The sequence below is a fragment of the Bacillus sp. Brlt_9 genome, from assembly GCF_051948935.1.
Lineage (GTDB): Bacteria > Bacillota > Bacilli > Bacillales > Bacillaceae_G > Bacillus_A.
Genome location: NZ_JAYJLO010000002.1, coordinates 473,789 through 494,084, shown reverse-complemented (window position 1 = coordinate 494,084; position 20,296 = coordinate 473,789). Strand labels below are relative to the sequence as shown.

20 protein-coding genes are annotated in these 20,296 nt (G+C 37.0%); 1 reads left to right on the top strand and 19 read right to left on the bottom strand.

Translation table 11 applies throughout. The annotated features are described in order from the left end of the window. Positions 1–5: 5 nt before the first annotated feature. The 7 genes from VF726_RS08750 to VF726_RS08720 all read right to left on the bottom strand — a co-directional run bounded on the left by VF726_RS08750 (position 6) and on the right by VF726_RS08720 (position 7,817). The gene (locus VF726_RS08750) at positions 6–953 is read right to left on the bottom strand and encodes an ABC transporter substrate-binding protein (protein ID WP_440167449.1); all 948 of its coding nucleotides are present in this window, start codon (positions 951–953) and stop codon (positions 6–8) included. A gap of 155 nt (positions 954–1,108) precedes the next feature. Beyond that, complete coding sequence (locus VF726_RS08745) at positions 1,109–1,336, bottom strand: YrhC family protein (RefSeq protein WP_332279518.1); 228 nt, start codon at positions 1,334–1,336, stop codon at positions 1,109–1,111. Between the two features lie 126 nt (positions 1,337–1,462). Further along, positions 1,463–4,066, bottom strand: a complete 2,604-nt coding sequence (adhE, locus tag VF726_RS08740) for a bifunctional acetaldehyde-CoA/alcohol dehydrogenase (protein ID WP_440167447.1) — start codon at positions 4,064–4,066, stop codon at positions 1,463–1,465. A gap of 259 nt (positions 4,067–4,325) precedes the next feature. Further along, positions 4,326–5,459 (bottom strand): bifunctional cystathionine gamma-lyase/homocysteine desulfhydrase, encoded by a 1,134-nt coding sequence (locus VF726_RS08735; protein ID WP_440167445.1) that lies wholly within the window; start codon positions 5,457–5,459, stop codon positions 4,326–4,328. A 3-nt stretch (positions 5,460–5,462) separates the two neighbouring features. Beyond that, entirely contained in the window at positions 5,463–6,386 is a 924-nt protein-coding gene (locus VF726_RS08730; protein ID WP_440167443.1) for an O-acetylserine dependent cystathionine beta-synthase, read from the bottom strand. Between the two features lie 82 nt (positions 6,387–6,468). Further along, positions 6,469–7,164, bottom strand: coding sequence for a 5'-methylthioadenosine/S-adenosylhomocysteine nucleosidase (mtnN, locus tag VF726_RS08725; protein WP_440167441.1), 696 nt, complete (start codon positions 7,162–7,164; stop codon positions 6,469–6,471). A 14-nt stretch (positions 7,165–7,178) separates the two neighbouring features. Beyond that, positions 7,179–7,817, bottom strand: a complete 639-nt coding sequence (locus VF726_RS08720; RefSeq protein ID WP_440167439.1) for a class I SAM-dependent DNA methyltransferase — start codon at positions 7,815–7,817, stop codon at positions 7,179–7,181. Between the two features lie 136 nt (positions 7,818–7,953). Between VF726_RS08720 and VF726_RS08715 the strand changes: the two genes are divergently transcribed. Then, positions 7,954–8,169 (top strand): YrzA family protein, encoded by a 216-nt coding sequence (locus VF726_RS08715; RefSeq protein WP_000010984.1) that lies wholly within the window; start codon positions 7,954–7,956, stop codon positions 8,167–8,169. Between the two features lie 34 nt (positions 8,170–8,203). Here the strand turns inward: VF726_RS08715 and VF726_RS08710 are convergent, their stop codons facing one another. The 12 genes from VF726_RS08710 to alaS form a co-directional block, all read right to left on the bottom strand. Then, positions 8,204–8,851 (bottom strand): YrrS family protein, encoded by a 648-nt coding sequence (locus VF726_RS08710; protein ID WP_440167437.1) that lies wholly within the window; start codon positions 8,849–8,851, stop codon positions 8,204–8,206. A 116-nt stretch (positions 8,852–8,967) separates the two neighbouring features. Beyond that, positions 8,968–10,722, bottom strand: a complete 1,755-nt coding sequence (locus VF726_RS08705; protein ID WP_440167435.1) for a peptidoglycan D,D-transpeptidase FtsI family protein — start codon at positions 10,720–10,722, stop codon at positions 8,968–8,970. A 92-nt stretch (positions 10,723–10,814) separates the two neighbouring features. Then, entirely contained in the window at positions 10,815–11,291 is a 477-nt protein-coding gene (gene greA, locus VF726_RS08700) for a transcription elongation factor GreA (RefSeq protein WP_000179964.1), read from the bottom strand. Between the two features lie 277 nt (positions 11,292–11,568). Further along, positions 11,569–12,207, bottom strand: a complete 639-nt coding sequence (udk, locus tag VF726_RS08695; RefSeq protein ID WP_000537079.1) for a uridine kinase — start codon at positions 12,205–12,207, stop codon at positions 11,569–11,571. Positions 12,208–12,225: 18 nt separating this feature from the next. Next, positions 12,226–13,506: a peptidase U32 family protein gene (locus VF726_RS08690; protein ID WP_000217969.1), complete on the bottom strand. Its 1,281-nt coding sequence runs from the start codon at positions 13,504–13,506 to the stop codon at positions 12,226–12,228. Positions 13,507–13,524: 18 nt separating this feature from the next. Then, on the bottom strand, positions 13,525–14,454 hold the full coding sequence (locus VF726_RS08685) for a peptidase U32 family protein (protein WP_440167431.1): 930 nt from the start codon (positions 14,452–14,454) through the stop codon (positions 13,525–13,527). Positions 14,455–14,461: 7 nt separating this feature from the next. Beyond that, the gene (locus VF726_RS08680; RefSeq protein WP_088022460.1) at positions 14,462–15,103 is read right to left on the bottom strand and encodes an O-methyltransferase; all 642 of its coding nucleotides are present in this window, start codon (positions 15,101–15,103) and stop codon (positions 14,462–14,464) included. 205 nt (positions 15,104–15,308) lie between these two features. Next, entirely contained in the window at positions 15,309–16,376 is a 1,068-nt protein-coding gene (gene mltG / locus VF726_RS08675) for an endolytic transglycosylase MltG (protein ID WP_440167429.1), read from the bottom strand. 217 nt (positions 16,377–16,593) lie between these two features. Continuing rightward, the gene (locus VF726_RS08670; protein ID WP_000392246.1) at positions 16,594–16,872 is read right to left on the bottom strand and encodes a DUF1292 domain-containing protein; all 279 of its coding nucleotides are present in this window, start codon (positions 16,870–16,872) and stop codon (positions 16,594–16,596) included. Between the two features lie 12 nt (positions 16,873–16,884). Beyond that, positions 16,885–17,298 carry a Holliday junction resolvase RuvX gene (gene ruvX, locus VF726_RS08665; protein ID WP_001221193.1) on the bottom strand — a complete coding sequence of 138 codons (414 nt, stop codon included), beginning with the start codon at positions 17,296–17,298 and terminating at the stop codon, positions 16,885–16,887. Between the two features lie 3 nt (positions 17,299–17,301). Next, positions 17,302–17,568 carry an IreB family regulatory phosphoprotein gene (locus tag VF726_RS08660; RefSeq protein WP_000348590.1) on the bottom strand — a complete coding sequence of 89 codons (267 nt, stop codon included), beginning with the start codon at positions 17,566–17,568 and terminating at the stop codon, positions 17,302–17,304. A 76-nt stretch (positions 17,569–17,644) separates the two neighbouring features. Beyond that, on the bottom strand, positions 17,645–20,287 hold the full coding sequence (gene alaS, locus VF726_RS08655; RefSeq protein ID WP_440167426.1) for an alanine--tRNA ligase: 2,643 nt from the start codon (positions 20,285–20,287) through the stop codon (positions 17,645–17,647). Positions 20,288–20,296: the final 9 nt, after the last annotated feature.

Genomic DNA, 20,296 nt, shown 5'->3' with positions numbered 1-20,296 from the left:
ACTTATCATTTCCTTACATCTTGTATACTTTTATACATAAAGTCCATCGCTTCTGTAACCTTTGTTCCAGGATTGGATCCAAATAAGTCTGGTGGCAAAATAACGACCCGATTTTGCTTTACTGCATCTAAATTTTTCCACGCCTCATTTTTCATCATTTCGCCTTCAAATGCTTTTTTAACGCTATTTGGATCTCCATGTGTAATTAAATAAATCACATCTGGATTCGCCTCAATAATGCGTTCTACGCTTAGCTGCGCATATTGCGGATATTCCTTCATTTCTGGAAAGTCAGCTGCAATATTTTTCCCGCCTGTTTTTTCTAAAATATCACCTGATAAAGATGTTGGTAATGCTGCTAAATAAGTACCTGGTGCTCCATACACTAGCAATGCTTTCACATCGCTTTTTTTCTCATATGTCTTCATTTGATCATTAATTTTTTGGTTAAGTTCTTTTGCTTTATCTTCTTTCTTCATAATCGTTCCATATATTTCAATATTCTTTTGAATATCTTGTACAGAATTCGCAGAAGAAATCATTACTTTCGTTCCTTGTCCTTCAACCGTTGGAATGTTCTTTTGGAATCCATTGTTAACAATAAGTACATCTGGCTTTAAGCTAGCAATTTGCTCAAAATTTGGCTGATGCGCATTCCCAATTACTTGAACTTTCTTTATATCCTCTGGAAGAGTTATTTTTGCATCCGGACGACCTACTATTTTTCCGCCTAAAGCATGAATAATATTCATGTCTCCCATACTTAATGTTGCAAAAGTCTCTGGTACTTTATCGAACGTTACCTTTCTTCCTGACAGGTCGGTAACTTCGATTTTCTCTTTTCCTTTTTCTGTTTTTGTTGCAGATGCTTTTTCGTCTCCTTTTGCACTGCAACCTATTAATAAGAAAAAAATAGATAAAATCGCTGTGAATAGCGTAATAGATTTTTTCATTCTTTCACCTCTAACTGATAATGATAATCATTAACTACTATTCTACTTTAATTGATAAGGATTATCATTGTCAATATAAACCGCATACATTTTCTAGAAAAAACAAAAAGCGTTACAAAAGATCCCTTCTTTTTGTAACGCTTTATTTATCTATATTATTCACATTCGTTTCCCTCTAACTCGTCTCGCATCACTTTCACACGCTGAAAGAAAAAGAAAGATAAACTTAAAAATATAACGATGCTCCCCATCATAACAAAAGGTTGTAACGTTTCTTTTGCTCCATTCGGAATCAATAAGCCAACCATTAATAATGTACTTACAGCGAGAAGAATTTGTCCGAACCGAGTATAATCTTCTATTTTTTCTTGTAATTCTTTCATTATATTCTCACTCCTCCATTTCACTGTATCATATTTTATTACACTTAAAGACAAGTAAATACAGCCATTCTGGGAGATGTTTTCCAAAAGAAAAAGAGCCGCTTTATGGCGACTCTTTCATAACGATTACTCACCTTTATATGCTTCCATATAAATTTCTTTCAGCTCTGAAATGAGAGGGAGTTTTGGATTAGCTGTTGTACATTGATCTTCAAAAGCTCTTTCTGCTAATAATCCAACAACCTCTTCAAATTGATCTTTAGCAACCCCTTGTCCAGCAATACTCATATTTATATTTAAATTTTTTCCAAGTTCAATAATTGCTTGAACGAGTGATTCCACACCTTCTGCCGCCGAACTTGCTGGAAGCCCGAGCACTCTCGCAATATGTGCATAGCGTTCATCAGCTACAAAGTGTTCATATTTTGGGAACAATGCGTGTTTTCTTGGCTTAATAGCATTATAGCGAACTACGTGCGGCATAAGTATTGCATTCGCACGCCCATGCGGAATGTGGAATTCCGGTCCAATTTTATGTGCTAAACTGTGATTAATACCTAGAAAAGCATTGGCAAATGCCATTCCTGCGATTGCAGAAGCATTATGCATTTTTTCTCGTGCTTCTTCATCATTTCCATCTTTAAATGCTCTTGGTAAATATTTAAATACGAGATCAATGGCCTTTAATGCTAACCCATCTGTATAGTCATTTGCTAGAACAGACACATACGCCTCAATTGCATGCGTTAATACGTCCATCCCAGTGTCTGCTGTTACATGTGGTGGTACTGTCATTACAAATTGCGGATCAACAATTGCTACATCTGGCGTTAATTCATAATCTGCAAGTGGATACTTTATATTATTTTTCTTATCTGTAATAACTGCGAATGGTGTCACTTCTGATCCTGTTCCTGATGTTGTTGGAATGGCAACAAACTGCGCTTTACTCCCTAATTCCGGATATTTACATGTACGTTTTCTTATATCTAAAAACTTCTGTTTAATTCCATAGAATGTTGTTTCTGGATACTCATAGAAAAGCCACATGCCTTTCGCTGCATCCATCGCTGAACCACCACCAAGTGCGATAATTACATCTGGCTGAAAACTTCTCATCATTTCCGCACCTTTAAACACAGTTTCATCTGATGGATCTGGCTCAACCTCAAAGAAAACTTCCACTTTCACATCATTTGCATGTTTACGTAAATAATGCGAGACCGTATCTACATATCCATGCTCAACCATTCCTGGATCCGTTACAATAAATGCTCTTGAAATGTTAGGCATATTTGCTAAATATGCTGTCGCATGTTTTTCAAAATAAATTTTTGGTGGTAATTTGAACCACTGCATATTCTTTTTTCTATTTGCCAACCTTTTTATATTTAATAAATGCGTCGCTGTTACGTTTTGAGATACTGAGTTTTTCCCATACGATCCGCAGCCAAGCGTAAGTGATGGAATAAATCCATTATATATGTCACCGATTCCACCTTGTGATGAAGGAGCATTTACAATAAGGCGGCAAGCTTTCATACGTAATCCAAATTGCTTTTGCACTTCCTTATTTACAGAATGGATGACTGCTGAATGTCCTAAACCACCGAGGTTTAACATTTCTTCGCAATATGTAAATCCTTCTTCTAATGAATTTGCTTTTACACAAGCTAATACTGGACTCAGTTTCTCACGAGATAGTGGATACGCTGCTCCGATACCTTGTATTTCAGCTACAAGCATTTTTGTATTTTCAGGCACAGTAATTCCAACTAATTCGGCAATATACTGCGCTGGCTTCCCTACAATATCACTATTTACTGCACATGTATTTTCATTAATAACAAGCTTTTCTAATTTTCTTCTCTCTTCCTCTGTTACAAAGTAACAATGATTTGCAATCATTTCTGTTTTCACATCATCATAAATTTCCTTATCTACAATGATTGCTTGTTCTGATGCACAAATCATGCCGTTATCAAATGTTTTTGATAAAATTAAATCATTAACTGCTCTTTTTATATGCGCTGATTTCTCTATATAACATGGTACATTACCAGGACCTACACCTAGCGCTGGTTTTCCAGTAGAATAAGCTGATTTCACCATACCTGCTCCTCCAGTGGCCAAAACAAGCGCAACCCCTTCATGGTTCATTAATTGTTTCGTTGCTTCAACAGAAGGTTTTTCAATCCACTGAATACAATGTTTTGGCGCCCCCGCCTTCACTGCTGCATCATATACTGTTTTCGCTGCTGCAATGGAACATTTTTGTGCGGAAGGATGAAATGCGAAAATAATTGGATTTCTCGTTTTTATCGCGATTAATGCTTTAAACATCGTCGTCGATGTTGGATTCGTTACTGGCGTTACCCCAGCTACTACACCGACCGGTTCCGCAATTTCTATTATTTCTTCATGAGGATCTTCGTGAATAATCCCTACTGTTTTATCTTTCTTTATGCTATGCCAAATATATTCAGTAGCAAAAATATTTTTAATGCATTTATCTTCGTATACACCACGACCCGTTTCTTCAACAGCCAACTTTGCAAGTGGCATATGTTGATCCACACCTGCTAATGCCATTTCATGAACAATGTTGTCAATTTGCTCTTGTGTAAAACTTTCTAATGCTTGTAAAGCCTTTTGACCGTTATTCACTAACGCATCAATCATCTCTTTTACTTCCTGCATTTCATTTACAATTTTCTCTTTGACTACCATGTAAATTCCTCCTATTCTGCTATCATGGACTGAATAAGACCCTATAGGCCATAATTAGTCCCGATTAGCGCAAAAAAAATAGAGTTGCTTCCCTACATGAACCTCATTGTTTGTGAAATATTTCACAAGTTTGTTCGTGAGTAACATTTCATGAACTTAATATACATGAAATTATTTCATTTGTGTATGTCTATTTTGTGAATTTTTTCACAAAATAATGTAATAAAAATGCACCGCCTATATGAGCAGTGCATTTTTATTATGCTAACGCTTGTGCTAAATCTTCAATTAAATCTTCACCGTCTTCAATACCGACAGAAATTCGAATTAATGTATCTGTAATTCCTAACTCTTTACGACGATTTGCTGGGATTGATGCATGTGTCATTTGAGATGGAATAGAAATTAAACTTTCTACTGCTCCTAAACTTTCAGCAAGTATAAAGTATTGTAATTTCTCAAGTACTTTATTTAATGTTTCTTCGCTATCTACATCAAATGAGATAATAGCACCAAATCCATTTGCTTGTTCTGTTGCAAGTTCATGGTTTGGATGTGACTCAAGGCCTGGGTAATATACTTTATTTACTTTTGGATGGTTATTTAAAAACTCAGCAATAGCGCGTGAATTCGTTTCATGCTCTTCCATTCGAATTCCTAATGTTTTTAAACCACGAAGTAGTAAGAAGCTATCTTGTGGGCCAAGAATGCCTCCTGTTGAATTTTGTACAAAGTGAAGGTCTTCTGCTAATTGCGGGCTATTTACAACTACTAAACCTGCAACTACATCACTATGACCTCCTAAATATTTCGTTGCACTATGAAGTACAATGTCTGCTCCTAAAGAAATCGGTGACTGCCAATATGGCGTCATGAATGTGTTATCAATAATTGTTAATAAATCTTTCTCTTTAGCAAGAGTAGATATTTTTTTAATATCAGTAATTTTCAGTAATGGATTCGTTGGTGTTTCCACATAAACCGCTTTCGTATTTGGACGAATCGCTTCTGCAACTTCCGCTAAGTTTGTTGTATCTACAAATGTATGCTCAATACCGAAGCGGTTTAATACTTTCGTAATAACGCGGTACGTTCCACCGTACACATCATCTGTTAAAATAACGTGATCACCTTTTGAGAACAACATAATTGTAGCTGTAATAGCAGCCATTCCTGAACCGAATGCAAAACCAGCATGACCGTTTTCTAATACAGCAATCATTTCTTCTAAAGCTGCACGTGTTGGGTTGCCTGTACGTGAATATTCATATCCTTGATGCTTACCAACTGCTTCTTGTTTGTACGTACTTGTTTGATAGATCGGTACATTTACAGATCCAGTTGAAGGTTCTCCTATGCGAATACCATGAATTAACTTTGTCTTTGCTCTCATTTTTTATTCCCATCCTTTGTATATGTCTTTACTTAAATAGCGCTCACTACTATCAGGAAAAATCGTTACAATATTTGTACCGGGCGCCGCTTTCTCAGCTTCAAGTAAACTTGCATGAAACGCTGCTCCTGAAGAGCTCCCAACGAGCAGTCCTTCTTTTTGTGCTAATTCCTTCACTCTTAAAAAAGCATTTCGATCAGAAATTGTATGAATGTCATCAAAATAAGATGTTTTCAAAAATGGCGGGATAAATTCAAGGCCAATCCCTTCTGTTTCATGCGATCCAGCTTTACCACCATTTAAAATGGATCCTTCTGGTTCTACAATAACCGTTTTTATATCTATATTTTTTTCTTTCAAATAAGATGCAGTCCCCATGAATGTACCACCAGTTCCTGCTCCTGCAACAAATATGTTAATCTCTCCGTTAAGTGCCGACCAAAGTTCAGGACCTAGTGTTTTGAAATAAGCACGCGGGTTTGCTTCATTCGCAAACTGACTTGGAGAGTATGAATTCGGTATTTCATTTACTAACTCTTTTGCTTTTGCAATTGCACCGGTCATTCCTTGCTCAGTCGGTGTATGCACAACCGTTGCGCCCAGTGCTTTCATTAGTTCTTGCTTTTCTATACTAAATTTCTCTGGTACACAAACAATAACGTGTAAATCATGTTGTAACGCTGCAAGTGCCAGTCCAATACCAGTATTCCCAGCAGTCGGTTCAACAATTGTTCCACCTTGGGTAACAAGCCCTTTTTCTAGCGCATCTTCGATTAATTCTCTTCCTAAACGGTCCTTAACGCTTCCACCTGGGTTATAAAATTCAAGCTTTGCAAATAAACGGACCCCTTCTGGAAGTGAAAAACGAGTAATTTCTACAATTGGCGTATGACCAATTAACTCATGAACTCCACGATATACATTCATCGTGTTCTCCCCCTTATTTGCCAATAAAGAAAAGGCAACTGTATGTATTTTCTTTATATGAGACAGTTGCCTTTTTGTTACATTACTTTAACTCTTCTAGTACTTTTACGATAAAGTTTGTAGAATGAAGAGCTGCTTGATCTAAAAATTGATCAAATGAAACATTTGATTCTTTACCAGCAATATCAGAAAGTGCACGAATAATAACAAACGGAACTTCATATTGGTGGCATACTTGTGCAACAGCTGCTGCTTCCATTTCTACTGCATAAAGGTCTTCAAATTTATCACGAATGGCTGCAACGCGGTTCGGATCACTCATAAATGAATCACCTGTTGCAATCATACCTTTTACAACTTGAATATTTTCTTCTGCCTGCATACATTTCTCAGCTAATGCAACTAATGCTTCATCAGCTTTGAATCCAGGAGGCATTCCTGGTACTTGACCATACTCATAGTTAAATGCTGTTACATCTACGTCATGATGACGAACTTCTGTTGAAATAACTACATCTCCAACATTTAGAGAATGATGGAAGCCACCAGCTGAACCAGTATTAATTACTTTTTCAGGCTTATATCTTTCTAATAAAATTGTCGTTGACATCGCTGCATTTACTTTACCAATACCAGACTTTAGCAAGATTACTTCATGTCCTGCTAATTTTCCTTTCGTAAATTCACAACCTGCAACCGTTTCTGTTTCTGCTTGTTCTAATTTGTCACGTAAAATACGTACTTCTTCTTCCATTGCTCCAATTACAGCAATTCTCAATCTAATCCCTCTTTCTATTGCTTAGTTGCCTCCATTACCCAAACGAAATGATTTAATCTCGTAAACGTTACATGGAAGCCATTGTTTTCAAAAATAGACTGCATGACTGGAATACGTGTATAGTATTCCGTTTGCAAATCGTTTGCTAACTGATGAAAACCTCTTTGTTTTGCTGTTTCAACAGTTTTATCATATGCATCTTGATCTGCAAATATCGTATCAGCAAACACTATTTTACCACCTTTGTTTAGCAATTGACTATACTTCGCAATCGCTACATTTTTTTCATCATCTGTTAAATGATGAAATGCATAGGTGCTTACTATGGTATCAATTGAATTTGGGACTTTAAATGAAAGAAAATCACCTTCTGTAATAGATAGCTCTTGCGGCAATTTTTCTTTTGCAATCATGCGCATTTCACGTGACGGCTCTATACCGTAAACTGTGCGGCCAGCAAGTAATAATTTATTTGTTAAATTACCAGTACCAACACCAAATTCTAATACATTACCAAATGACTTGTTAACTACATCCTCTAGAATGTCCTCATAATGGGCGAAAACTTCTTTATATTGTATATCTTCGCCTTGTACAAATGAGTCGTACGTATGAGCCCACTCATCAAATAAACCATTAAATTCTGTACCCATAAAAATTCCCCTTTTTCTTATCGGTTTTATCAGTATGATATTCCCTCTTTCGAAAAATGTCAATTGAAATGTACATGGTATTTCCTTCTTTTCTTTGTTACACTATAGTTGATTACATAGGAGAGGGGCCGTCTTCATGTCATTTACCTTTGAAATGTTAGAAGATAAAGTAGAATTTTTTGAAGCGGGAGACTTAGCTTCTTTAGAACGAAAAATTAGTGAACAAATCGATAATAATAAAGCACTTATGCTTGAAGTTCATCACATCTCGCATCAAATGGTTATGGATCCTGAAAGCAAAAGACCGTATTATAGCGCGGTTGTTCATTTTAAATTAAAGAAATTACGCTAATAAAAAAGAGAAGCTCCTGAGGAGCTTCTCTTTTTTAGTTTAGAGTTTGAACAAGCACTGGTTTCCAGCCCTCATTGTCTACCCAATCAATATTTACATAATATCTTTTACCTGATTGTTTATCTTGTACGTTACCGTAAGCTTTATTTTTACCGTTATTTCCGATTCGATGAATAACTAATTGCTCTACTGGAACGTCAATTGCAGCTGAAATTGCTTGGTTCATCTCATTCCAATCTGCTGTACCTTTTTTAAACGTCATCGCAGGTGTTGCACCTTGCTCTGTACCTACTGGCTTCCAAGAAGATTTCGTATAAGCGTCAGTTGCCTTTGGCTGTGTTTTTTCAGCTGGTACTTTCTCGTTAGCTTTCGCTTCTTCCTCAGCTTTTTTCTGTTCTTCTTCAGCCTTTAGCTTCTCTTCTTCTTTCTCCTTAGCCTCTGCCTTCTCTTGCTCGTTCTTCTTCGTCTCTTCTTTGCCCTTAGTTTTCTCAGACTTATTCTCTTTCGTTGTTTGCTGAGCTACTTTTTTGTCACTAGAAGACGCTTGTTCTTTTCTTTCAGGAACAAACAATTGATATGATACAATAGCTACTAATATTAATACAATTGCGATTGCAATATTTAAAACACCGTTTTGACGACGTTTTTGTTGTTTCTGTTGGAATCTAGATCCTCCTGCCATTCTCCAAACCTCCATGCAGTTTTTCATACTTGCTATTGTAACATTAAATCTAGAAAGGTTGAACATTTACAATAATATTTTCACGAAATGAAAACATTTCACTATGAATTGCAAGATTACTTTTCCTTCTCTAATCGATAGATTGATTCTACGATAGCTTTAAAAATAGGTGTAACTGCATTTACATTGCTATTCGTTTCTATATCCACGACAACTAAAGCATATCTTGGATTTTCATATGGAAAGTAACCTGCAAACCAACGATTCTCTTTCATTCCTTTTCCTGTTTGCGCTGTCCCCGATTTTCCGGCGACACTTAGTGGTAACGACCTGAATGCTGCTCCTGTTCCTTTCTCCGTTGTTACAACGCTCCTTAATAACTGTTGTAATGTTTTCACTGTTTCATACGGAAGCTGTTTTCCACCTAATGCATGGTTTTCAAATGTATAAAAGTCCGTTCCATTTTTATACACTATCTTTTCAACAGCTTTCACTTCCATCTTTTCTCCATCTCTAGCAATTGTCGCCATCATATTTGCAATCGCTAGAGGTGATATACGTACATCTTTCTGTCCAATTGCTGTTTGTGCTACCGCCTTTTTACTATTCTTGCTTCCTTCATTCCCCCAAATCGTAACACTCTTCTCCTCTGGCATTTGCTCAAAATGAGTTGTATGAAATACAGAACCTCTCCATCCAACCTTATCAGCGGCTCCTAAAGCTGCTACGTAACTTTCTAACACCATCTTATCCTTTTGCATTAACTCGTTACCTAACTCCGAAAATGTCCTGTTACAGCTTCTAGCAAAGCTCTCTTTAAAACTAAGTTTCCCCATCATAACTTGCGGGTGGTCTTCACCATATAAATCTTTATTACAATTAAACGTGCGATTAAAAACATTTTCAATATGATCAATTGCTGCCGCTGCAACTATTGTTTTAAACACAGAGCCAGGAAAATGTGATATTAACATTTGATTTTCAAGTGTAGTTTTATATAACCTCTCATCTTTCACCTGTACAGATGGTTTACTGACCATCGCTAAAATTTCATTTTTCTTTACATCAAGTAACACTAATCCTCCCTTCTTTACTTCGCTCGCTTCAACCACTTCTTCTGCTTTTTGCTGTAATTCGTTATGTAAAGTAGTTTGAATCGTCACTGGGTAAAACGGATTTCCAGGCGACGTATATTTCGCCTGTTTCCCAAAAATCGGTTCTCCTTGTCGGTCCACTTGATACAATACTTTTGCCTCTCCATCAGTCAAAAGAAATTCATCAAATGATTGCTGCAATCCTGAAATGCCAATTGGCGTTTGCTTTGAAATTTTTCTTATCTCACCGTATCGTTTTTGAAATTCTCGTTCATTCTCACCCACATTACCAACTAAATGATTCATCGTGCCAGTTTGCCGTAAACGAACTTCAGCTGCTACAATACCTAATACATTTAATTGATTTACCTTCTCCATCTGCTCTCGTGTCAATCGAAATGGACCATTTCCCCTTTGCATGATAAATGCACTTTTCTTATCTTTCATTTGACTTTCAATCTCTTGTCTCGACACACCAATGATATGCGCAATTTTCTCTAACATGTCATTTTTTATTTGTAGAAATGGAAAAACAATTAAAACAGGATACTTTTTCTCTCCTATTTTCTTACCGTTTCGGTCTATAAAATGGCCTCGTCCATCATCTATCGTAATAGATTGCGTCCGTTGTGTAACACTTTTTTCAAGTAAATTAATCTTACGATCCGTAAATGATTCCGTATCTATAATTTGTATTTGAATTAAACGACAAAGTAATATAAACATGAAACTTAGAAAACAAATTAAAACAATTATAATTCTCCGGTTTATTTTCATCCAAAAACACCTCGTCTACTATAGTTTGGACGGAGTGTTTCATCTTTTATACAAATAAAAAAATCACTCGCTTTTACACGAGTGATTTTTAATTATTTTACAGAGATAATCTCTACTTGCATTTCTCCACCTGGAGTTTGGATTGCTACCTTCTCACCAATTTGCTTACCTAATAAGCTTTTTGCGATTGGAGAATCGTTAGAAATTCTTCCTTCAAATGGGTCTGCTTCTGCGCTACCTACGATTGTGTAAGATTCTTCATCTCCACCTGGTAACTCTTTAAATGTTACTGTTTTACCTAATGTAACAACTGTAGATTCTTCACCGTTATCTGTGATGATAACTGCGTTACGAATCATGTTTTCTAATTGTGTAATACGTCCTTCTACGAATGCTTGCTCATCTTTTGCTGCATCGTACTCAGAGTTCTCAGAAAGATCTCCGAAGCTACGTGCAATCTTAATGCGCTCTACAACCTCTTTACGTTTTACCGTTTTTAAATCCTCAAGTTCGTTCTCTAGCTTTTGCTTACCCTCTTGCGTCATAGGGTATGTTTTTTCTGTTGCCATATTTTCCACTCCTTTTATATACCAATCCCCCGAAAAAAGAGGAGTTCCATATGAAAACTCCCCCGCTTATATGTAGAGCGGAGGTTTCTAGCACGCCTGTACTAGCGGAGTTGTCACATACAACCCCGTATTCCCAATTCTTCTTTATATAAAGAAGATATGTATGGAAAGTTGATATAAATATGCCCTCACCTATATATAGATGAGGTTGCATGTTTCATTGTATTCGATAGGAAGGGAAAAAATCCCTTCCTATCGTATATCTTTTACTATGCTATTACAAATTTACTTTTTGTTCAAGAATTGTTGCAATTTTTGTGACCATAATATCAATTGCAACATGGTTTTGTCCACCTTCTGGGATAATAATATCCGCAAATTTCTTAGAAGGCTCAATAAATTGATTGTGCATTGGACGTACAACACTTACGTATTGATCAATAACTGAATCCATCGTACGACCGCGTTCTTTAATATCACGCTGCATGCGACGTAAAATACGAAGATCTGCATCTGTATCAACAAATAGTTTAATGTCCATTAACTCACAAAGACGTGGGTCTTCTAAAATAAGAATTCCTTCTAAAATGATTACATCTTTCGGCTCAACTGGAATAATTTCTTCTGAACGCGTATGCAATGTATAGTCATATACAGGCTTATCAATTTGCTCATATGCAAGCAACTGCTGCAAATGTTCAATTAACAGATCATTATCAAACGCAAGCGGATGATCATAATTTGTTTTTAAACGCTCTTCCATTGGTAAATGGCTTTGATCTTTGTAATAATAATCTTGCTCTAAGATTAAAATGGAATGACCTTTAAAATGGTCAAAAATCGCTTTCGTTACACTCGTCTTACCTGATCCTGAACCACCAGCAATTCCAATTACAACAGGCTTATTCGTCCCCATTCGACTATCAACTCTTTCTTATTGAAGTATGCTTTTGCGCATCATATTATTCACATACACTGGTTGATCCACTTTGAATTTCACGATTTGCAACGGATGTCTCGCTGCATCTAATTCGTTTCCATCCTCATCCCAAATTTTCTCCACCGTTTGCGTAAAGTTTTCTATTTCTGGTCCAAAGAACTCCACTTCATGTCCTGGTTTGAAATGATTACGTTGCTCAATCGTTACGATGCCCGTTTCTTCATTATAATCTAACACTAAACCAGCGAAATCATACGTTGTTTTCTTACTATGATTTCCAAACATTTGCTCTTGATGTCCTGGAACCCCTTCAAAGAATGCAGGAGCTGTATCACGATTTGCACATTTATCAAGCTCATCTAACCATTCTTGTTTAAACTCAAAGTTATCAGGATCCGCACAATACGCATCAATTACTTTACGGTATACTGTCGCTACAGTCGCTACGTAATGGATTGATTTCATACGACCTTCAACTTTTAAGCTATCAATGCCAATTTCAATCATTTTCGGAATTGATAAAATTAAATTTAAGTCTTTTGGACTCATTGCAAAGTGAGCATCTTCTTCTTGGAATAGAGGAAGCTCTTTTGCATCTTTATGTTGTGATACTGTTTGAACTAAATCATAGTCCCAGCGGCAAGATTGACAACAACCACCACGGTTAGAGTCACGCGCCGTCATATGGTTACTTAACGTACATCTTCCTGAATAGGCGATACACATTGCACCATGGACGAATGCTTCAATTTCAATATCCACTTTTTCTTTAATTTCTTTCATTTCTTCATAGCTTGCTTCACGAGCTAATACAAGACGATGTAAACCTTCTTCTTTCCAATACTGTGCTGCTTTCCAGTTGGATAGTGATTGCTGTGTACTTAAATGCACCTCAACAGAAGGCGCCACACGTTTACAAGTCTCAATAATAAGCGGATCAGCAACGATAATTCCCGTTACGCCAGCTTTTTCAATCCCTTTTAAATATTCCTCTAGCCCGTCCATATTTTCATTATGTGCAAAGATATTTGTTGTTACATATATTTTTGCTCCATATTTCTTTGCAAATTCCACACCTTCTGCCATTTCTTCCAGTGTAAAGTTACCTGCATTCGAACGAAGACCAAATTCTTGTCCACCTAAATATACAGCATCTGCCCCATAATGGATAGCTACTTTTAATTTTTCTAAGTTACCCGCAGGGATTAACAGTTCAGGTTTCTTCACAATAACGCGTTTGCCATCGATCACTCGTGAAATTTCTTGTACAGTCATTTCCTACACCCTCCTCGTTTAGTAAACCGTCTCTTTAAAGAAGAATCCCGTATCTAACGGACGATTTACTGGTTGCATTTCTTCTATCTCTTTATATAAATCGTCTTTCACATCATAATACGCATCACGATCTTCTACACATAAATCAATTGCTTTACGATATTTCTTCGTTACCTCAATAATGTATGCAGAGCTTTTTAGTACACCATCAACTTTTAAGCTATCGACTTCACCATCAATTAGCTCTTCTAACTCATCAATGAAACAAATATCGTTTGGACTCATAATGTGAGTACCATTTTCATCTTCATAAATTGGATATTTGTTGTTACGCTCTGGGTCATATAAGAACATATTCTCTTCATATTTTTTCTTTTCAATGTCAAGATTACGTCCTTGATATTCAAAGTAGTTTCCTACTAGTGAACGCTTCGATTGGAACATACAAGTCATACCGTGAATTTGCACTTCAAGTTCCACTTCAGCATTTTCTTTTAATTCAACAATTTCATCTAAGCTAAGCTCACGAGCTAATACAGCACGTTTTGCTCCTCTTTGTCCCCAGTAGTTACAAGTAAACCAGTTTGTTGCTGTCGTTTCTGTATTCCAGTGCAATTGCATATTTGGCGCTACTTCACGAACCGCCATTAATACTGCTGGATCTCCGAAAACAATTGCATCTACATGTACTTCGTTTAAAAATGCAACATAATCTGTTAATTCTTCTACTTTATCATTGTGGAACATAGCGTTCATTGCTACGTATACTTTTACACCATTTTCATGTGCAATCTTCACAGCCTGCTTCACATCTTCACGTGAAAATTCCCCTGCTAAACGTAAACCAAACTTTTGCTCACCGATCATTACCGCATCTGCTCCTGCTTTCGCCAGAGGTTCGATATCCGCCACTGCTTTTGGCGTTACTAACAATTCAGGTTTCTTCATACCTTGGTCACCCTCTCTTTTTACTAACAGCTACTCCATCACCAATTGGGAAAATCGTTGTATCATATCCTTCATGATTCATAAGCCATTCATTGTACGTCTTAATACGACGGATTAAACCACGTGTACGTCTGTTTTCAATTTTCTCTTTAGTCGTTACAAGGCCATGGTACATAACATTATCTGAAATAATTACGCCACCAGGATTTAATAACGGTTCATATAAGTCAAAAAAGCGACGATATTGTCCTTTTGCTGCATCAATAAAAATAACATCAAATGTTCCATGTTCTTCTACTTGCTCACCTGTTTCTAACGCATCACCGTAAATAACGGAAATACGCTCTTTAACTGGTGAACGTTCTATATATTCAAGTGCTTTTTCATATCGCTCACGATTGCGTTCAACTGTCACAATGCGAGAATCTGGAATAGCTTGCATCATACGAATACTAGAATAGCCAATTGCTGTACCAAGCTCTAAAATGCTTTTTGGTCCAATTAAACGTAAAAATTGCAACATAAATTCCATTCCAAGTCGATCCATAATCGGCACATGATTTTCTTTCGCATAGTCTTCCATTTCAAGAATTAATTTATCTTTCGGATCAATAAATGATAATAGGTACTCGTTAACTGCATCCTCCATAATGGTCCTCCTTATTTACATGGAGAAGTGCCTCTATGACGTCTTTTCACACATAGAATGCAATAAAAATACAAGCCAGCTTTACCCTTAGCTTGTACGTCCCGTTTTGATATTAAAAACGATTCTTCTGCCAGTTTTTAACCCGATATATTTTACCACAAAAAAGAGGGATGTGCGACATTTTTCGCTATCCCTCCCCATTTCACTATTTTTTCGTAATATATTTTTGCTTTAGTGCATTATGCTCTTCCAATGTTTTCGCATAGTACACTTCACCAGTTGGCGCAGCTAAGAAATAATAATAATCTGTTTGCGCAGGTTCTAACGCTGCTTCCACTGAATGTTTACCAGAGTTTGCAATTGGACCAACTGGCAATCCTTTTACAACATACGTATTGTACGGTGAATTTATCTTTAAATCTTCGTATAATACACGTTGCTTATGCTTTCCAAGTGCGTATAATACCGTTGGATCAGTTTGCAGAGGCATACCTTTTGCTAAACGATTATAAAAGACACTAGAGATCTTTTGACGATCCGTAAAGCCTGTTGCCTCTTCTTCAATAAGTGAAGACAATGTTAGAAGCTGATGAACATCCCAGTTCTTTGCTTTCATTTTTGCCTCGTTTTGAACAATGATTGCATTCGTTTTCTCAAGCATCGGAATTACAATTTCTTCTAACGTCGTATCTTTTTTATAGAAAGAGTACGTCGCAGGATATAAATAACCTTCTAATGGATATTTAATATTGCTATCAAAGATTTTATCCGTTAATAACTTCGGATACTTTTGCTGCATTTTCTGAATAAATGCTTTATCGTTCAATTGACGTACAACATCATCTTTATTCCACTTTAATTCGTTCGCAACCGTTTCTGCAATTTCAGTTACTTGTGCACCTTCTTTTATCGTCACTTTATAAAGAGCTGGACGATGAACGTTACCAGATGACATTTGTTCGATAACATCTGAGGCACTCATTGAAGGATTTAATAAATATGTACCCGCTTGTAAGCTTTTTGACTTAGCCTTCGTATAAAAACTAAAAACTGTACCGTTTTTCACAGCACCTTTTTCTTCTAAAATCTCACCAATTTTACTAGTAGATGATCCCTTTGGAATTTCTACTTCAATCTCTTTTTTATTCCCGCTATTAACTGGTCCTAATGCGGATGAAATATACGCATAGACTGAACCACAAACTAAAAGCAGTGCAATAATCGAAAATAAAAAAATGCGTCTACGCTTCTTTTTCACTTGATTCTCTACCAAAACTCTTCCTCCTTATTCAATTGTAGGCCATATGTACATCTTTCTATACAACACGATGAAAAATCACAATAAACTTACCTATCATTTTTGACAGATACTTTATTTTTCTACAATCCGTCTCATTATACTACAAAGGATTGCGCAGTTTCGACAAAAAATCTTTCATTTTACATATAAAAAAAGGTGGACTATATATCGTCCACCTTTTCAGTACTTATTATTCAGCTTCTTGCTCATCAGCTAGAGTGTTGAACATTTCTTGTACCATTTCCCACTCTTCTTCAGATTCGATTGGAAGTAAACTTCCGCCCTCTTCTTCATTTTGCTCATAAGCCATTGCATCATAAATTTGGTCTCCATCTTCGTCTACTTCACCGATTGGAGAGAAGACTACGTATGATTTTTTGCCAAATTTTTCAGCATCAAAAGTGAAAATAATTTCACATAAATGTTCGTTACCTTTTTCGTCTACAATTGTAATTTGATTTTCTTCCATTTTGGTCACCTCTTATTTACTATCTAAAAATCCTTGTAAGATTACGACTGCTGCCATCTTATCGATTACTTGCTTTCGCTTCTTACGACTTACATCAGCTGAAATGAGCAGACGTTCCGCTGCCATCGTTGACAAACGCTCGTCCCACATTACAACGTCTAATTGTAACAGCTCTCGTAGGTTTTCTGCAAATTGTTGGCACGCTTCACCACGTGGGCCAATTGTGCCATTCATATTTTTAGGCAAACCTACTACTATTTTGTCCACATTGTACTGCTTTACTAATTCAGAAATACGGTCAAAACCAAAGTGACCTCGTTCTTCGTTAATCTTGATGGTTTCAAGTCCTTGCGCTGTCCAGCCCATTTCGTCGCTAATTGCAACTCCGACTGTTTTTGTACCTACATCTAAACCTAATATCCGCATAAATTACTCCTCACGATGATGTTTCAAGTAAGACTTCACAAGCTCTTCAATTAATTCATCACGTTCAAGCTTGCGAATGATGCTTCGTGCATCTTTATGGCGAGGTATGTATGCTGGGTCTCCACTTAATAAATAACCGACGATTTGGTTAATCGGATTATAGCCTTTTTCTTGAAGTGCATCATACACAGTTAAAAGTACATCATTAACATGGACACTCTGTTTTTCATCTTGAATGCTAAACTTCATTGTTTTATCAAAACCGTCCATTTCAAGCACCTCACTTATATAGTAAGTATAGGGAGAAGAACTTCTCCTCTCCCTACCATTGTACACTACTATCTCTTTATTTTGAAACAGATTTAACGTACTCTTGTACAAATGCTAAAGCTTCCTCAACTTGCGCTGGGTTTTTACCACCCGCTTGTGCCATATCAGGACGGCCGCCACCGCCACCGCCACAACGAGAAGCTACTTCTTTCACAAGTTTACCAGCATGGTATCCTTGGCTAATTAAATCTTTCGTTACGCCAGCTAAGATGTTTACTTTGTCATCATTTACAGACGCTAATACGACAACTGCAGATTCTAATTTATTTTTCAGATCATCCATCATCGTACGTAAGTTGTTCATATCTGCAACATTTACTTTTGCTGCTAATACGTTCACGCCATCAACTGTCATTACTGAATCAGTTAAGTTTCCAGCTTCAATATTACTTAATTTCGCTGCAAGAGATTCGTTTTCTTTTTGAAGTTGTTTTACTTCAGCAAACAAACCATCTACTCTTGTTAAAATGTCTTTCGGATTTGTTTTCATTTTTCCTGCTGCTTCTTTTAATAAACCTACTTGGTCGTTCATTAATTCATAAGCAGACTTACCAGTTACCGCCTCAATACGACGAGTTCCTGCACCGATACCAGACTCAGCAACGATTTTGAAAATACCGATAGAAGCTGTGTTATCAACGTGACAACCACCACAAAGCTCTAAGCTGTAATCGCCAACTTGTACAACGCGTACAACATCACCGTATTTTTCACCGAATAATGCCATTGCACCCATTTCTTTCGCTTCTTCGATTGCTTTTTGAGAAATCTCAACATCAATACTTTCCCAAATTTTCTCGTTTACGATACGCTCAATTTTTTCTAATTCGTCAGCTTGCACTTGACCGAAGTGAGAGAAGTCAAAGCGTAAACGTTCAGAAGTTACAAGAGAACCCGCTTGGTTAACGTGCGTTCCAAGTACATCTTTTAATGCTTGGTGTAATAAGTGAGTTGCTGTATGGTTTTTCACAACGCTACTACGGTTTTTCGTATCGATAATAGCTTTCACAGCTGCATCTTTCGTTAATGTACCTTCTTCCACAACAACTTTGTGCAAGTTTTGACCGTTTGGTGCTTTTTGTACGTCTTTTACAAGAACTTTCACACCGTCAGCTAGAAGGTAACCACGGTCTGCAATTTGTCCGCCGCTCTCAGCATAGAATGGTGTTACATCAAGCATTAATTGTCCTTCTTCACCAGCTTGTAAGCTGTCTGTATATTCGCCGTTTTTCACAAGTGCAACAACATTACTTTCTGTCGCAACTGTACCGTAACCAACGAACTCGCTCGCTACTTTCACTTCTCCAAGGACACCGCCTTGAACTTGCATAGAATCAACGTCTTGACGAGCAGCACGCGCGCGCTCACGTTGTTTTTCCATTTCATTTTCAAAGCCTTCTTGATCAACTGTCATACCAGCTTCTTCTGCATATTCTTCTGTTAATTCAATTGGGAAACCGTATGTGTCATATAGACGGAACGCATCTACTCCAGAAATAACAGTTGTTTTTTCTTCTTTTGCTTTTGCGATAACTTCAGCTAAAATTGCTTCTCCATCATGAAGTGTTTCGTGGAAACGCTCTTCTTCATTTTTCACAACTTTTGCGATGAAATCTTTCTTCTCAAGTACTTCTGGATAGAAGTCTTTCATTACTTCTCCAACAACCGGCACTAATTCAAACATAAATGGACGATTGATGTTTAATTTCTTAGAGTAACGAACAGCGCGGCGTAATAAACGACGTAATACATAACCACGGCCTTCGTTAGATGGAAGAGCGCCGTCACCAACAGCGAATGTTACTGTACGGATATGGTCAGCGATTACTTTAAACGCCATATCTTTTTCTAAGTCACCATTGCGATACTTCTCGCCAGAAATTGATTCTGTTGCGCCAATCATTGGCATGAATAAGTCTGTGTCAAAGTTTGTAGGTACATCTTGAACGATAGATGTCATACGCTCTAGACCCATCCCTGTATCGATGTTTTTCTTAGGAAGCGGTGTATATGAACCGTCTGGATTATGGTTAAATTGAGAGAATACAAGGTTCCATACTTCTAAGTAACGCTCGTTTTCTCCGCCTGGATATAATTCTGGGTCACTAAAGTCATTACCGTAAGCTTCTCCGCGGTCATAGAAAATCTCTGTATTCGGTCCACTTGGTCCTTCACCGATATCCCAGAAGTTTTCTTCTAAACGGATGATGCGCTCTTTCGGAACTCCCATTTTCTCATTCCAAATTTTGAATGCTTCTTCATCTTCTGGATGGATTGTAACCGATAGTAATTCTTTATCGAATCCGATCCATTTGTCGCTCGTTAAGAATTCCCAAGCCCAAGTAATTGCTTCTTCTTTAAAGTAATCACCGATTGAGAAGTTTCCTAACATTTCAAAGAATGTATGGTGACGAGCTGTTTTCCCTACGTTTTCAATATCGTTTGTACGAATTGATTTTTGAGCATTTGTAATACGTGGATTTTGCGGAATTACACGTCCATCAAAATATTTTTTTAATGTTGCTACACCACTGTTAATCCATAAAAGAGATGGATCTTCGTGCGGCACTAGTGATGCACTAGGTTCTACTGCATGTCCTTTTTCTTGGAAAAAGTCTAAAAACATTTGACGAATTTGTGCGCCTGTTAGTTGTTTCATTGTATTTTC